At 51.4% G+C, this 15,941-nt stretch carries 15 protein-coding genes; 5 read left to right on the top strand and 10 right to left on the bottom strand.

What is annotated here, in order from left to right:
- Window positions 1-6: 6 nt before the first annotated feature.
- Entirely contained in the window at window positions 7-1,194 is a 1,188-nt protein-coding gene (locus tag NNL21_RS18580) for an AraC family transcriptional regulator (RefSeq protein ID WP_204818709.1), read from the bottom strand.
- 170 nt (window positions 1,195-1,364) lie between these two features.
- Between NNL21_RS18580 and NNL21_RS18575 the strand changes: the two genes are divergently transcribed.
- From NNL21_RS18575 to NNL21_RS18565, 3 genes are read left to right on the top strand one after another with little or no spacing between them, the layout of a single operon-like run.
- A complete protein-coding gene (locus NNL21_RS18575) occupies window positions 1,365-2,483 on the top strand; it encodes a Gfo/Idh/MocA family protein (protein ID WP_256555324.1) in 1,119 nt (372 codons plus the stop codon).
- A gap of 14 nt (window positions 2,484-2,497) precedes the next feature.
- Window positions 2,498-3,361 (top strand): DUF6807 domain-containing protein, encoded by an 864-nt coding sequence (locus tag NNL21_RS18570; protein WP_204818708.1) that lies wholly within the window; start codon window positions 2,498-2,500, stop codon window positions 3,359-3,361.
- Entirely contained in the window at window positions 3,358-4,380 is a 1,023-nt protein-coding gene (locus NNL21_RS18565; RefSeq protein WP_204818707.1) for an NAD(P)-dependent oxidoreductase, read from the top strand. The genes NNL21_RS18570 and NNL21_RS18565 overlap by 4 nt, the downstream gene beginning before the upstream one ends.
- A 139-nt stretch (window positions 4,381-4,519) precedes the next feature.
- On the opposite strand, the gene NNL21_RS18560 is transcribed toward NNL21_RS18565, so the two are convergent.
- Together NNL21_RS18560 and NNL21_RS18555 are read right to left on the bottom strand one after the other, a co-directional pair.
- Window positions 4,520-5,197 carry a GntR family transcriptional regulator gene (locus NNL21_RS18560; protein WP_204818706.1) on the bottom strand — a complete coding sequence of 226 codons (678 nt, stop codon included), beginning with the start codon at window positions 5,195-5,197 and terminating at the stop codon, window positions 4,520-4,522.
- Between the two features lie 201 nt (window positions 5,198-5,398).
- Complete coding sequence (locus NNL21_RS18555) at window positions 5,399-6,220, bottom strand: phytanoyl-CoA dioxygenase family protein (protein ID WP_204818705.1); 822 nt, start codon at window positions 6,218-6,220, stop codon at window positions 5,399-5,401.
- 680 nt (window positions 6,221-6,900) lie between these two features.
- On the opposite strand from NNL21_RS18555, the gene NNL21_RS18550 reads away from it, so the two are divergent.
- On the top strand, window positions 6,901-7,974 hold the full coding sequence (locus NNL21_RS18550) for a bifunctional 3-deoxy-7-phosphoheptulonate synthase/chorismate mutase (protein ID WP_204818704.1): 1,074 nt from the start codon (window positions 6,901-6,903) through the stop codon (window positions 7,972-7,974).
- A 100-nt stretch (window positions 7,975-8,074) separates the two neighbouring features.
- Here the strand turns inward: NNL21_RS18550 and NNL21_RS18545 are convergent, their stop codons facing one another.
- Window positions 8,075-9,667 (bottom strand): SulP family inorganic anion transporter, encoded by a 1,593-nt coding sequence (locus tag NNL21_RS18545; RefSeq protein WP_204818703.1) that lies wholly within the window; start codon window positions 9,665-9,667, stop codon window positions 8,075-8,077.
- A gap of 184 nt (window positions 9,668-9,851) precedes the next feature.
- Window positions 9,852-10,181 carry an ArsR/SmtB family transcription factor gene (locus NNL21_RS18540; protein WP_204818702.1) on the bottom strand — a complete coding sequence of 110 codons (330 nt, stop codon included), beginning with the start codon at window positions 10,179-10,181 and terminating at the stop codon, window positions 9,852-9,854.
- A 223-nt stretch (window positions 10,182-10,404) separates the two neighbouring features.
- On the opposite strand from NNL21_RS18540, the gene NNL21_RS18535 reads away from it, so the two are divergent.
- Window positions 10,405-11,025, top strand: a complete 621-nt coding sequence (locus NNL21_RS18535) for a hypothetical protein (RefSeq protein WP_204818701.1) — start codon at window positions 10,405-10,407, stop codon at window positions 11,023-11,025.
- 101 nt (window positions 11,026-11,126) lie between these two features.
- Here the strand turns inward: NNL21_RS18535 and NNL21_RS18530 are convergent, their stop codons facing one another.
- From NNL21_RS18530 to NNL21_RS18510, 5 genes are all read right to left on the bottom strand, one after another.
- Complete coding sequence (locus NNL21_RS18530) at window positions 11,127-12,515, bottom strand: MFS transporter (protein ID WP_204818700.1); 1,389 nt, start codon at window positions 12,513-12,515, stop codon at window positions 11,127-11,129.
- Window positions 12,516-12,546: 31 nt separating this feature from the next.
- On the bottom strand, window positions 12,547-12,972 hold the full coding sequence (locus tag NNL21_RS18525; RefSeq protein ID WP_204818699.1) for a MarR family winged helix-turn-helix transcriptional regulator: 426 nt from the start codon (window positions 12,970-12,972) through the stop codon (window positions 12,547-12,549).
- Window positions 12,973-13,317: 345 nt separating this feature from the next.
- The gene (locus NNL21_RS18520; protein ID WP_204818698.1) at window positions 13,318-14,331 is read right to left on the bottom strand and encodes a hypothetical protein; all 1,014 of its coding nucleotides are present in this window, start codon (window positions 14,329-14,331) and stop codon (window positions 13,318-13,320) included.
- Window positions 14,318-14,683, bottom strand: coding sequence for a PadR family transcriptional regulator (locus tag NNL21_RS18515; RefSeq protein ID WP_204818697.1), 366 nt, complete (start codon window positions 14,681-14,683; stop codon window positions 14,318-14,320). The genes NNL21_RS18520 and NNL21_RS18515 overlap by 14 nt, the downstream gene beginning before the upstream one ends.
- 221 nt (window positions 14,684-14,904) lie before the next feature.
- The gene (locus tag NNL21_RS18510) at window positions 14,905-15,939 is read right to left on the bottom strand and encodes a family 20 glycosylhydrolase (protein WP_204818696.1); all 1,035 of its coding nucleotides are present in this window, start codon (window positions 15,937-15,939) and stop codon (window positions 14,905-14,907) included.
- Window positions 15,940-15,941: the final 2 nt, after the last annotated feature.

The following is a 15,941-nucleotide window of genomic DNA, read 5'->3' as shown; positions in this document are numbered from 1 at the left end:
ATTGGGTCAGTCAGCTGTTCCCTTGGCTTTCAGACGATAATCATTCGGCGTCATGCCTGTTTCCCGTTTAAACAGCACACTCATATACTCCAGATGCTTAAAGCCGATACGCTCCGCGATCATGGACAGTGACAGCTCCGTCTCCGTCAGAAATTCCTTAATCAGCTTGACCTTCATCTCCATGATGAAGGCATGGGGTGTACGGCCGAGCGATCGCTCGAACCGGCCTTCGAAGGATCGCCGCGATACGGGAATCCAGGACAAGAGATCGCCGACATTGATATCTTCATAAATCTTCCCGCGAATAAGTCTAACCGCATCTGCGACGAGCTTATCGTCCACGGCGACCACATCGGTCGACATTCGGGTCACGATATCCAGAGGCGGAATGGACGTCATGCCGCTCTCCACGATTTCGCCGTTCAACATCCGGTCGAGCAGCGCTGCAGCACGATGCCCCGTTTCTAGCGCGTTCGGCATGATGCTCGATAAGGGAGGATCGGATAAATTACAGAGCAATTCGTCGTTATCCACCCCGATAATGCCGATTTCGTCAGGTACAGCCACATTCGCCAAGCGGCAGGCTTCCAGCAGCTTTTGTCCCAAAATATCATAGCAAACGAGAATCCCGGCCGGTTTGGGGAGCGACTTCACCCAGGCCGCCATATCCCTGCGCTGCTCATTCCACGTTTTCCCGGAGACCACGCTGCTGATGCTGCAGGAATGCCCATATTCAGCCAGAAGCCGGACGTAATGATTCTGCCGCTGTCTGGACCAGGTGAAGCGCTCTTCGCCGCAGAAAGCAAAGTGCTTAAAGCCCCTCTCGATCAAATGCCGCACGGCCAGCCTGGCGATCGATTGATCATCCGTCTCCACGCAGTGCAATTCCGGAATGAGCCTGGAAGCGCTAAGATCTACAGTCGGAAGGCTCAAACGGCGTATGTACGCGGCAATTTCTTCGTTCTCGATTCTCGCGATGACACCGTCCCCCTGCCATCCGTTTAGCCAAGTCAGATCGGTCTGACTGCGGCTGTGCTCTCCCATGTAGATCGACCAGGGCCTGTTCTCCCGAATATACGAATGTATGCCGCGCAGAAGTCCTCTGCCATACTCATTGGATGTTTCAATTAACAGAGCGATTTGCCGATTCCGCGTTCCGCCGCCTGCCATGTTCAAATCCTCCAAAAAACGCAAGTTGACTCCCCCTTCCAGAACCGATAGCGATATAGAACTTAACCAATTTATAAGCTTTTTCTTCCATAGCCGTCAAGGTGAAAATTCACAATTCAAATGCGTAAAAGTTCCTTCAATTCGGAGCATCCATAGACTATAGTAAGGGTAATTCATAGTTGGGAGGTTATTTCTTGGGTAAAAAAATAAAGATGGCCCTCGTGGGTCTAGGCTTCGGCGCTGAATTTATTCCCATCTATCAGAATCACCCGAACACGGAATTAGTCGCGATTTGCCAACGCTCGAAGGACGGCTTGGACCGCATCGGAGATCAATTCAACATTCCGCTGCGCTATACGAGCTTTGAGGAGCTGCTTCGGGATGACAGCATCGATGCCGTCCATATTAACTCGCCGATTCCCGATCATGCCGAGCAATCGATCGCCGCGCTGAATGCCGGGAAGCATGTCGCTTGTACAGTGCCGATGGCAACCTCGATCGAAGATTGCCGCCGGATCGTGAAGGCCCAGCAGGCATCAGGAAAAAATTATATGATGATGGAAACGGCCGTCTACACGCGTGAATTTCTCTATGTGAAGAGCCTAAGAGATAGCGGTCAGCTGGGAAGGATCCAATTCTTGCGCGGGGCGCACCAGCAGGAGATGGCCGGATGGCCCGGTTATTGGGAAGGGCTTCCTCCCATGCATTATGCTACGCATGCGGTAAGCCCTCTTCTGGCACTGGCGGAGAAAGAAGCGGATCGCGTCTACTGCCTCGGTTCCGGCCAAATCGCAGAGCGGCTCGCCTCTATCTATCAATCCCCTTTCGCCGTTGAGTCCGCCCTCTTCCGGTTGAAGGATTCGAATTTAGCGATGGAAGTTACCCGCTCGTTATTCGAGACTTCCCGTGAGTACATTGAGAGCTTTGATGTCTATGCCGACAAGATGAGCTTTGAGTGGCAGCAGCTGGAGGAGGAGCAGCCGGTTATTTTCAGAGGAGAGGACGGTGAGCGGGTACAAATTCCAGACTATGCTCATCTGCTGCCGGAGGGCATTCGTAAATATACGATGCAGGGCATCTATGATTCGGATGAGAACCAGCACCTCTCGTTCAAGCAGGGAAGCGGACATGGCGGTTCGCATCCGCATCTTGCACATGAGTTTGTCATGAGCATCGTGGAGCAGCGCCCACCGTTCCCAGATGTATTCACGTCAGCGAATTGGACCTGTGCCGGATTGTGCGCACACCTATCCGCTCTGCAGAATGGGGAACCGGTTCAATTACCTGATTTCCGTTCCGAATTCGGCCAATAATGGAGGCGCATACAATGAACGACAAAGCTGCCGGAATCCAAGTTCTTCGCGTTGACAGCAGTGCGCACCAGCTGGCGTTATATCGCCAAGGGCAAGACACGCCGCTCCTTGTGCAGCAGGCGAAGCCCGATCACCGCCCCTACATACACCCTATTCTTGCTCCGGACGGAATCGGCGTTCTAACCGAGGATGCTCCCCCGCATCATCCCTGGCAGCATGGGCTTTATGTGGGACTGAATGATGTGAACGGATATGGCTTCTGGTCGGAGGGCTTAACCGACTCGCCGTCGGACGGCACGTTTCACCCCATCGCAATTAGCAATGTCCGTTCGAGGGAGAATCAGGCCAGCTGGACGGTGACGACCCAGTGGCGCGAGCCCGGCGGTGAGCTTCTCCTTCTGGAACGGCAGCACTGGACTTTCTCGGACAATGGCACTTATTATGAGCTGGACATGGAATGGACGCTGCAAGCCGAATTAGAGATCCGCTTCGGCGTATCGCCATATGGAGGGTTGTTTCTGCGTATGCCATACCGGGAGGAGCTTGGCGGCCGTTTCTTGAACAGCGAAGGTATGGGACTCGAGGAAGCGGAAGGCCAGCGCGCCCGCTGGGGAGCCGTCAGCATGCCAATCGAGGGCCGGGATGACTCCGCCGGCATCGCCATTATGGATCACCCAGGCAATGAGGAGCATCCTTCCCCTTGGCGGGTGGATTATCAGTTCGGCATCGCGCCGAGCAGGTCGATTGCCGGAGCCTGGCATCTCGCTCAAGGGCAAACCGCAACGTCGCGCTATCGGGTATATATTTTTAATGGTGATATTAATCCCGCTGCGTTAGAATCAAACTGGCAGCGCTATTCAGGGAGGCAGGAATCATGAAGAGTTTAATTGTCGTTCATCCGTATTTTGACCGTACGTGGCCTTACGCCGCAGACCGCTTTCAGCAGCAGCTGCAGAAGGACGGAGAAGCTGTAATCATCCGGCTCGAGCCTCACTCCACCCAGCAGCTTGACGATGTGGTCGATAATCCGGAATCCATCGTTCGTCTCATCCTGCTGCAAGTGCCGGCTAGCTTGGCGTGCATAGAGAGGTTTACTGCGCTTGAAGAAGCGGTCATCATACCCGGAGGGTATGAATTCACACCGGCGGCAGAGCTTGTTGAAGCGCTGCAGCGACGGCATGTTCGGATCTATTCCCACCCGTCCGAAGGCTTCTGGGGCCAATCGGTCAGTGAATTTGCGCTGGCCCTCACCTTATGCGGCTTGCGCCGGATTCCTCAGACGCATCATGAGATGATCACCAGCCATCAGCCATGGGTGTATGAACCGCCTGGCGGGATCGGCAAACCCGGTGAGCGCGGCGAGCAATTCGGGGACGACCCGCGGTTCACGAACGGCACCGTACAGGGCAAGCGCATCCGGATTGTCGGAGCAGGCAACATCGCGAGCCGTTACGCCAGCTTTGTCCATATGCTCGGTGCCGACGTGGCATCCTGGGACCCTTACGCAACCGAGCCAAGCTTCCACAGGGCCGGCGCACGGAAGGAATGGCATCTGGACCGGCTGGTTCAGGATGCGGAAATCTTCGTACCTATGGTCCCATTGACCGAGAAAACGAGAGGCATCGTAACGGCCGAGCATATTCGAGCACTGCCAACGGGAACACTGGTCATTCTCGCTACCCGGGCTGATATTTGCGATATGCCGGAATTACGCAGACGCGTGCTTGCTGACGAGCTTAGTCTGGCCGCCGATGTATTCGATATTGAACCCTTGCCGCTGGATGATCCTCTGCTCGGCCGCGGCAATGTCGTGCATACCCCGCATAATGCCGGACGTACAAAGGAAGCCAACTATCTGTTCGCGGATAAATTGATCGAGCAATTTCTGCCGAGATAATCGATCTATAATGACGGTGTTCTTGGGGAGCCGCGCACTTGCGCGGCTCCTCTTCGTTATGCTATCGCTGGCTGCTCCATAAAAAAAGAAGCGCTTACAGCGCTTCTCCGATTTACTGGATCAGGATTCAATGAAAGAATCAATCCTCCAACGTCTTACTGATCCGATCCGTAATGATATTGCTGGCAATTGAAATATGTTCCCGCAATTCATCCAAACACTTTGGATTTCTCTGAATGATCAGGTCAACGATTCTGCGATGATCATCGTAGAAATCCTTGAAGCTGTCCTTCGTCATGTTCGTAATCTCCAGAACAGCTTGAAGAATATTGGCCATCGTATTCCAAGCGACTAGAAGCGGCTGATTGCCCGACATAATCAACAAGCTCCGATGGAACTGAATATCCAGCTGGGAGGTGAGCACGCTTGTAATCTCCGTCTTCTCATTCATGAGCTGCTCGAACTGCTCCATCATATCGAAGATCGGCCGATAATGAAAAGTCGGATTAGCCAGCAGCGTCTCGACGGCCTGCAGCTCAAGCGTCAGGCGCAGGTTGAATAAATCCGTGCAATAACGCGCCGAGAAGCCCACGACCTCCGTACCGCCATTGGACAGGTTGAGTACGAGCCCTTCCTGCGACAACAATTGGAGAGACGTCCGTACAGGAGCGCGGCTTATTCCCATTTGCTCTGCAATCTTCGACTCGATCAGACGTGTACCCCGCTTATATTTTCCTAGAATGATATCGTTGCGCAGCTTCTTGACGATATCTTTTGTGTACATCGTTCTGGCTAAAGGATCGTCATACTTTGTCACTCTTTTACCCCCTTGCCAAGATCTAAGGCTTATTCACTAATTTAATAATTCTATCAGTTATCGTCAAAAAGTGTCAATCATATACACGAGCTCTGGGCTGCAGCGTACGACAAACATAACCTTATGAAAAAGAGTATACCCCCGCTTCAGAACGGGGGTATGCATTCGATATGGCTCGTTTTCTATATGCCCGGCTCCCTCTTAACCTCGTGCAGGCTCAGGCATCGTTTCACGCATCTTCGCGCTTAATTCCGCCAAGTGACCGTCATTGGCCATGACCTGCTCCAGATGAACCATCCGGCTTGGCGATGCGGTATTCATCATCGTATCCGTATAGCTCCGATCGATCCAGAAGCGCGCAGCTCCGGAGATATAATCACGCAGCTCCTGTAAATCCTCATCCTGATAACGCTCGCATAAATTCATCGTGAACATCCTGCGGTTCGGGCCGCCATTGAACGCGGCATGGAAGGTATTATGGTCGAACACAAGAAGGTCTCCCGGCGTTACATCCAATGAAATAGCCGGCACCTGGCTGCCTGCAATTCCCCATAGTTCACTGCTCTTGCGCATCTTCTCAGTCAAATCCTTACCATACTGGTCATCCAAGCGGTGACTTCCCGGAATAACCCGAAGGGCGCCCGAGTTCCCATCCAGCTGATCCAGATAGAACGCGACTTTGATGTGCCTATACTTGTGATGGAAGCCGTCGCGATGCCAGCCGGTTTCACCCGAATAGTAATTACCGTCGCTGCCCATGTAATTGAAATTATCCCCCACGAGCGACTGTCCGATTGCTTTAATTCTCGGATCGTCCAATAGCGTGTTCATTTTCTCCCGCTGATCGATAAAACGGGCGATACAGGTGCGCTGCGATCCATCATGCGGCTTGATTCCCTCATAGTCGGGGAAGGTTTTGGTGAACTCATCGGTAATCCAATCGATGCTGTCTGCTAGCAATTGCGGAAATTTAATGAATCCAAACGTTTCAAAAAAATCGATCTGGGCTGCGGTTAAACGCATGTAAACACTCTCCCTGTAATTTGGATTGGAATTCAGGTCCGCTTTCTTCTGCCAAGAAGATACTCGCTGCTGCTGCATCCCACATACTCTTGGCCATATCGCTAGCAGGGGAATACTCCCCCCGTGCAAATGTACAATGAAAGCGCTCCAATAACATCTAGAATATAAAACACGCCCGAATAAATGTCAACTAAAAATAGTAATTGTATACATTGTTTCTGTATCGAATGGTAAAGGTGGGTGGCGTGCACTTGTTTTGCTGCGTACACCATTCACTGCGATAAAGCAATTACGCGGTGAAACATGGGCTTGACGAATGAGAAGCATCTGGTTTAAGATGAGTCTCAATTAATCTTATACCGTTCACAAGCTATGAAGGAAAGAGTAAGCGAGGATAGCTGCTAACAGAGACGGCGTGCCATTGACTGAGAGCACCCGAGCATAGAGCCCCGCCGAAGTTCACTCCTGAGCTGGTCCCAAACGGCTGCCTAGATGGGCAACCCCGAAGGATTTCCGTATTCCCTGCGTTAGAGGGTTAAAGTGAGATAACTATTCCTAGCCGGCATGGCCAAGGCATAGAGGTCTAATTAGGGTGGTACCACGGCTCCTCGTCCCTTGCGGCGAGGGGTCTTTTTGTTGCATACAAATACAACGATCAGGACGAAAAGGAGTGGAAGGCAATGAGCCAAGGAACTTTGGAACAGTTACGAGGACAACTAGATCAAATTAACCTGCAGCTGCTCGAGCTGCTGTCAGAGCGGGCCGCAATCGCCCAGCAGATTGGACAAGAAAAAGAAAAACAGGGTGTGCCGAAGTTTGATCCTGTCCGCGAGCAGAAGATGCTCGAGGAATTGGCCGCCCGCAATTCCGGACCGTTCGATGACAATACGATACGGCATCTGTTCAAGCAAATTTTTCAGGCTTCCCTCAACCTTCAGCAAAATGACTCGAAGAAGCAGCTGCTTGTGAGCCGCAAGAAGCAGAAGGAAGATACGATTATTAAGCTCGGCGACACCTTCGTAGGAGGCGGCAAGCCGATGATGGTTGCCGGCCCATGCTCGGTCGAGAGCTATGAGCAGGTTCGTCAAGTCGCTGCGGCGCTGAAGCAAGCGGGGATCACCGTCATGCGGGGAGGAGCCTTCAAGCCCCGAACGTCCCCTTACGACTTTCAAGGTCTCGGGATCGAGGGCTTGAAAATCTTGAAGGAGGCGGCTGACGAATTCGGTCTGAAAACCATAAGCGAAATCGTTAATCCCGCCCATATCGAGCTGGCGTGCGACTATATTGACGTCATTCAAATCGGGGCGAGAAACATGCAGAATTTCGAGCTGCTGAAGGCGGCTGGCGATGTCCGCACACCTGTTCTGCTCAAGCGCGGCTTGGCGGCAACAATCGATGAATTCCTGCATGCTGCAGAGTATATCGTATCTCGCGGCAACACGCAGGTTATGCTCATTGAACGCGGTATCCGCACCTATGAGAAGGCCACGCGAAATACGCTCGATATCTCGGCCGTACCGATCTTGAAGCAGGAGAGCCATCTGCCCGTTCTCGTAGACGTTACCCATTCGACGGGCCGCAAGGACATTCTCGCGCCCTGCGCCAAGGCTGCTCTCGCCGCAGGTGCGGACGGTATCATGGTTGAGGTTCATCCCAATCCCGCAGTCGCCCTGTCCGATGCCGCCCAGCAGCTCAATATTGAAGAATTCAATCGCTTCTATAATGACGTGAAGCAATCTGGCTTACTCCGGTAAGGAACAGGATCAACATCCTTATCTCCTCGGTGCTTATCCACGGCAAGGAAGGCTTCTATTATGAGGGAAGCCTTCTCGCCGCTAAGGGAGCGATTTAGGTTCATCCGGATTTTTCAAGAAAGCGGTTTTCCCCGATAAGACGGTATAACCCGGTTTTCTTCATCATGGCAAGCGGCTGCGGCTGAATTCCTCGAACGAATACCACACCGCCGGCGTTTAGGATGGGCTGAATATAGGCAGCAAGCTTATACTCTCCTGTCATATCCATATAAGGCATCTTGTCGAGCTGGAGTACGACCGCAACTGATTCATGCGGCATGCCTCTACTCATCGCCTTCTCAAACCTATTGGATGATCCGAAGAACAAGGGACCTTCTATCGTAATCTGGCACGGATGCGGACATTCGCGATCTTGAGCCTCCGCCCCAATATCTCCTTCTGTCCCATCAAGCCTTCCATTGACTACCGTCAATCCATCGCTCATTCGCTTCACAAAAAGGATAACAGCCAGTATCAATCCGACTTCAACAGCCGTCATTAAATTGACCCACACCGTAAGCAGAAAGGTAATAAGGAGCAGGAAGGAATCGCTTGTTCTTGTTTTCGCGATACGCAGGAACTCCCTCCGCTCGCTCATGTTCCACGCGACAAGCATGAGTAATGGGGCGATGCTCGATAGCGGTATTTCCGACGCATAGGGAGCAAGCAAGATAAGTACGAGAAAAACGACAATCCCATGAATAACGCCGGATAGTGGCGATGCAGCGCCGGACTTTATGTTGGTTGCAGTCCGCGCAATAGCTCCGGTAGCCGGAATGCCTCCGAAGAGGGGTGCTGCCATGTTGGCGATCCCTTGCCCAATCAGCTCCCGATTGGCATGATGCTTGCTCCCGCTCATTTCATCAGCCACCACAGCCGATAACAACGATTCAATTCCGCCCAATACCGCAATTAGGAATGCCGGATATAGCAGCATTTCTATCCGATCCCAGGTGATGACAGGAAAATGAAACTGCGGCAATGTACTCGGAATGGCTCCGAATGCCGACCCGATCGTCGCTACCTTGCCTTGGAAGAATAGGGCCGCGACCGTACTGGATACAATAAGGCCGGCTAATGAAGCCGGAACTTGCGGCAGAACTCTTGGCAATAGGACAATAATAAGGAGGCACACAGCTGCCGTTATAACGCTAGGGCCGTTCACCGTACCCAGATGCAGCGCGATCTCCTTCATATTGACCCCGAATTTATCGCTTGCCTCGATTCCGCTCAGTCCCAGGAAGTTGGCAATTTGCCCGCTGAATATGATAACGGCTATGCCGGCTGTAAAACCAGTGACTACGGGACGTGGTATGAATGCGATCAGGACACCGAGTCTGAAAACACCCAGCAGAATAAGAATGATTCCCGCCATAAAGCCGGCAAGCAGCAAATTGTCGTAGCCATAATGCATAACAATTCCGAAGAGAATGGGAATAAAGGCGCCTGTCGGCCCCCCTATTTGAAACTTGGAGCCCCCGAATAGTGAAATCATCACACCTGCCACAATCGTGGAATATATGCCGTATTCAGGATCGACACCGGAGGCAATAGCAAACGCCATTCCCAGTGGAATGGCGATTATACCGACGATAGTGCCCGATATTAGATCTCTGCGTAACGCGGATATGTTGTATCCAGCAAATCTCTCCATTCATCTCATCGCCTTATCTTTTATTATTCATATATTTGATTATTTGAATATATATGAAATATACGCCCGCCTCACTCAGGTGTCAAACCATAAATTACGGCTTCATTCCTGCAATGAGCATGAATAGTTCCATTGTACAAGGGGATCCTTTATTTTGCTTCAAATCCCCTTGAATTCATCGAGATTACGTTTCTTTCCGTATGACCTCCAGCATGGATATGGCATCGTCCAGATGATTATCAAATATTCGCCTAGCCACCGCGAGCAAATCCTTTATTAACGGATCGCGCAAAGAATAGATGACGGACGTTCCGTCCTTTATTCCATACACGATATTCTTATTACGCAATATGGCTAATTGTTGAGAGACAGCGGAACCCTCCGATCCTAGAATCGTCTGAAGCTCGTTAACGTTCCGATTCCCTTCGCATAAAACCTCCAGTATTTGAATTCTCATCGGATGCGCCAACGCTTTGAAAAATTCTGCTTTAAACGTATGAATATTGCGACTCATGGCACTGCCCCTTAGCAACGTACTTTTGAAATGTATGAATAGTATAGCATATTTAGTAAAACCATTAGTAATGCTCTGAAGCGGTTGAAGCAAGTTTTCCATGCTAACGAAAGAGCTATATGCCGGTCTTCTTGTTAACCGTTTCCGCTTGTCGTATAATAGATGTTATTTTTGAATTTCTGAATATTTGATTATACCGACATACATGAAGGGGTGGGTACGAATGTCCGGCTTTACGCTCCAAGATCAATCGACGCTTCATTCGCATGTTCGCTCCGAGCTCCCGCATACGGTTAGCCGACAAGCCATCATCGATACTGGCATGCATTACTTAAACGCAATCGGAACCGATCCGATATGCAGCGTATGTATCCACAGCGGAGGGTCCTGCTGTAACGGCTGCAGCCATCTGGCGAGCGGGAGCGGCTGTCAGCTTCGCAATACAAGCTGCACCGCCTGGTTATGCGGATTTCTAAAATATGTGCTGTACGAAACAAGAAGCTTGAAGCATTGGTATGAGTACTGGGATCAGGTACCCGGACAGGATTATCGAACCGATACGACCCCGGATTACGTTTTTCTAGAGAAGATATTATACATGCCGAATTTGAACGAGCTCTGCGAAGCATTGGCTGCCGACTTGAAGGAGCTCGTACGAACCCATCCAGCGATCGGGTTCATATTCACGCTCCGTGAGAAGCTCGATAAGAATATCGATCGTTATATGGATAGCAATGGAGATCCCGCGATTGAAAAGAACAGCAAACGGAATATAAAAATTTTGTCGAGCCACTTCCATCATTTTCATCGCGCATTGAATGAATTCCGCCGCCAGCAATCTTAGCCTTCTATCTCGATTATACCGCCCGCACCATCTTTTGACGGCGAAAAAAAAGGAACATTATCGTAAGCAGCAGACTGCCTGCGATAATGTTCCTTTATCCGTCAGCTCCCCTTCGTCTTAATGCGGAAGGCAGCCGCGAAGCTTAGTAGCAGAAATACCAGTTGGATGGAAATCGCCAGCATAATTCCCGTATAGATACCCATCTCTAACGATTCGCTTATTGCGATGAGCGCGCCCCCTATACCTATGCTCAGACCTGGACCGAACGCATCGATGAACTGGATATTCGACGAAACCTCGCCTTCCTTGCCGGAGCTTGCATGCTGCAGCGCAATCGCTCCGGTCGTCGGATTGGAGAGGCCCATGCCGAAGCCCGCTAGAATCTGGGACATAACGGCGAGCGCGATTCCGCCGCCCGGCCACCCGATGGTTGTGATGACCATCGCGATCCCGACGATCATGATCCCTATTCCGACGATGACCCGCTTCTCTCTCCCGCTCCCGCCATCCTTCTCATCCAGCTTGGACTGCAGCCAGGCAGCGAACGACCATGCAAGCGAACCCCCTGCAATGATTAAACCGGCTATGTCCGACGAATATCCCTTCAGCTCCGTGAATGCCAGAACGACGTAGCTTTCGGCGGCAATATAGCATGCAAAATAGAGACCTCTTGTGAGGATCGTTGCCGCCAGTCCCCTCTTAACCCGAAAGCTGCCTTCCGGAAGAAGTTTACGCAAGGGCTGGATCATGACAACCGCACCGACGATTGCAAGTATAATGCCTTTCCAATCCGTTATCATTCCTAATCCGGTTAGCAGCAGCCCTGTCCCGATCGCGATCAGAACGGCGTATATTTCCGTATGGGTGCCCTTTTGGTCAGGCGCGTGTTTGATGGCCTTAATATTGCGGAAGGTAGGCAGCGTCAAGAAGACCGCCAACGCAATCAACGGAAGAACAAACCAGAAGACGAATCGCCATGATACGAATTCCGCCAATACTCCGGCAAAATAAGGACCGATTAAAGCGGGTAAAATATAGGCGCTTGAAAAAGCAGCGAGAATCTTCGTTCTTAGCGCGTCGGGATAGCTTAATGTGATGCTGTAATAGACGCAGGTGATAATGGAGCCGGCTCCAAATCCCTGGAACGCTCGGCCTGCGATCAGCATCAGCATATTATAGGACAAAGCTGCGATCACGATCCCGACGACGAATAATCCGATCGCCCATACGAATGGCTTGAACACGCCTCGTTTATCGACCTGCTTCCCCATCACCATCGTACCAATGATCTGCGAGAGCATGAAGGCCGTGAATATCCACCCGTACAGCTGGAGTCCGTTCAATTGCTGCGCCAGCTTCGGGGCGATCGTCGTAATGGCCAGCCCCTCGAATGCGACGGTTGTAACAGCTAGAATGATACCGATCGTTAATGCCCGGTATGGAGCGTCAAATATACTAACCTTGGTTGAGCCTGTTGTCGTTGATGTCATGCTGCTACCTGCACTTTCTCCTGATCCTGGTTTAAAGGTCTTTGACATTGTTGTGTATAATGGTTAACGTCTTTCTAAATTGCTCGACTTCCTCTTCGGTTAAACCTGCGATCGTTCGCTGATAAGCATGCCTGGAGACTTCGAGAATCTCGTCCTTGCACGCCCAACCCTTGTCGGTCAGAAACAACCGAAGCGCTCTCCGGTCCGTCTCATGGATGCGCCGTTCAATGAATCCTTTGTTCTCCAGCTTGAACAGCATCCGCGCAATGTTCGTTTGATCCTTGTACAGCCTCTCCGCAAGCTCTTTTTGCGTGATGCCTTCATGCTCCCAGAGCACGACAAGAATCTCCCATTGGTCGATTGTAATATCGAAGGGCGCATTCACTTTCTGATAATAATGGGTAAGCTTCAGATCTGCCCGATGAACGAGGACGCCGATATACTTGTCTAATTCCAATGGTGGGCCTCCATATATATGACATGGCGATAGTTGCTATGACTATTATATTTACGGGATGCCATGCTGTCAATTTGTATCGGGCTGTTGCAGTCACCAATTATTGCCTTCCACCGATTATCCATCCATCAGAACTCCCACTAATAAAGCAGAATAATCCCCTTTATTTGAACCTGCAGGGGATTTTCTACGTTTGAGGGGGACAACACAGGCTGTGTTGTCCCCCTCATAACGATCTTTGAATAGATTCAATAATAGCGGATAAATGCAAATCCTTCCCGATTCATATCGATAAGCACGTAATTTCTCGAAGCGCAAGCGGCCATGGCTTGGCTTGAGGGTTCATCATGCCGTTTGTTTGATCCGGTACCACTTGTACGTCTCGGTTATAATGTCGATCAGAGCGAACAATCCAATGATGTTAACGAGCCACTCGGTTACTTCGGACCATATCGAAACGACCGTATCGTAGCCTTCTGCGCCGGCGGACAAAAACCCCGCCGCTTCCAACTGCTGGATGAAATCGGGATTCCAGATAGCCGGATCGGCCAGCATGATGCAGATCAATACGGTTGCAGCGACTCCAACCACGATGTGCAGCGCCAGCATTTTGCCTGTCCTTTTGCGAACGATGATCCGGATGCTTTCCTTTAAGATGCCCAGTGCGGCAACTACCCAAATGATCGGCATGTAATTTTGGAAGACATCGGCATTCAGAAACGGAATGACATAACGTTCTCCGTCATGCAGCCTCCAGACGCCGAGCAGTTCGATCGAATACAGGCAGAGCACCGTAAACAATACCGTGAAGATGATGCCGGCAATCGGCTCGCTCAACTTGATCTGCGTATTCATATCTGGGATATGCGGCAGGTCGGACGGCTTCCACCCTTTGTTCACGCTGGCGCTGGCGGCCTCCTTCTGCTGGCGGAAATCGATCAATGCGCATACGATAGTAACCCAGCCGAAGCCTTGGGCGCCGGCCGTCACCAGGGACACAAGGTAACTTGTGAAATGCTCCAGAATATCCGTAGGCGCTACAATCGTTTCGATCGCAAACACGACGGTCAGGGCAATCCCGATTGATATGAGCACGATTTTGAGCGTAGTCAGATATGGCTCGAACATCATCGGACCGATCAAGTAACGGTCGTATCCGCGATACTTAGCAGCCAATGCATTCGGATGGCCCAGCTCCAGCAGCACGCTCTCCGCATCTTCCCGGGTGGCCTGATGCGCCGGTGCCCGCTCCTCCAGCATATCATCGATCAACCCTCGCAGCTCTTGCTTAATATCCGCCCTCTGCTGTTCGGGCAGTCGCTGCGTTACCGCATAAATGTACCGGTCAATCACTTCCATCCGGTTCTCCTCCTTTGTCCTCGTCCATAATGGCTTCCATGCTGATGATCAGCTTGCGCCACTCCAGGCACAACCCCTCATAAACTTCACGTCCGAACGGGCTAAGCAAGTAATATTTGCGAGGGCGCGCTTCATTCGTATCCCACTTGCTCTCCAGCAGCTCTTGCTTCTCGAGCCTGCGCAGCAGCGGATACAAGGTGCCGGCATCGACAGCCAGCCCTTTCTCCCCCAATACCGGGACAAGCGAATAGCCGTACTGCGGTTCGGACAATTGACTGAGCACGCCGATGACGATCGTTCCGCGCCTCAGTTCGCTCAACAAACCGTTAATCGTTTCATTCACATCAGCCATATGATCAACTCCTGAAGATATTATACTGTACGACACACACTATTGTAAATACAATACTAATAATTAATTTCGAATATAGGTTTATATCCTTTGATATCAATGACCACCGCGTACGCGCTTGAGAACAGCTGCACCCGTATCGTATCGTCCTAGTATTTCCAGCCAATCGGGGACAAAATAAAAAACCTAACGAGAAGCCGTTAGGTTTTTTGGATTCCTATTTATATCGAATGAATATCTGTCTCCAGCTTCTTCATCACCGTCTTGAGCGTTGCCGCAATTCCCCGAATATCGCCAGGGTCCTCGCCTAAATCGCCTTCGCCGAATAGAGCGGCAACCAGCTTCTCCCCAGTTGCATTCCATCCGGTCACCAGCATGCCCGGCATCCGGTCAAGCGCATCCCTTTCCTTCGCTTGCCGCACGGATTGCTCGAGCAGGTCAAGCGCGGCATCCGGTGTTTTCCAGCTGGAAGGCCATACCGTGAATCCTTTATCCAGTAGATGGCCCACAGATGGATAGGCGTCCAGCTTATCGTAGTGCCAGTCGCATAGAATGACATCCTTCGGAATGCGGTCCACCGCCGGCCATATGCCGTAAATATCGCCATCCCATTGCGTATAGCCCATGCCTTCCGCATCGATCAGCCGATCGGCCCACATCAGCATCTGAACGTTCCGTTTCTGCACGAGATGTCCATAATAATCGCAGGCGGCCTGCGCAAACAGCTCCGCCTTGTTCTTCCCCCGGCAGCGCGGACACTGCTCATCGGCAATGGCGAACACTTCATCCATGCCCACATGCAGCGCATCCGCTTCGAAAGCATCCAGCAGCTCGTCCATCAGATCGAAGACTAGCGGATTAATAGCCGGATGGGACGGACACCAGCTCGGACAATAGAACTCCGGCCACTTGGCATCTACCGGAACATGAGGCGTTTCATCGAATTCAGGATGAGCCCGCAGCAGCGAATTGCGGCTCCCGCCCCAGCCTTGATGACCCAGACAATCGAACAACGGAATCAGCCGTATGCCATTGGCTTTGCATAACGCAGATAGCTCTCTGGCATCCTGCTTGTTCAGCGTTCCTCCGGATACTTCAGGATGCGATTCGAATACGAACGAGGTGTTGCACTCCAAGATCAACACGTTAACTCCCATCGGAACCAACGCATCGCGAATCACCCTCTTCAAATTACCCACATCTTCATGCGATCCGAATCGCATATGAAATCCTCGCAGCTGTCCATCCTTCACCATGG

Origin of the sequence: Paenibacillus mendelii (assembly GCF_024498075.1) — a bacterium.
GTDB lineage: Bacteria > Bacillota > Bacilli > Paenibacillales > Paenibacillaceae > Paenibacillus_Z > Paenibacillus_Z mendelii.
The sequence above is the reverse complement of the archived record's forward strand: the minus strand, read 5'-3'. Positions and strand labels throughout refer to the sequence as shown.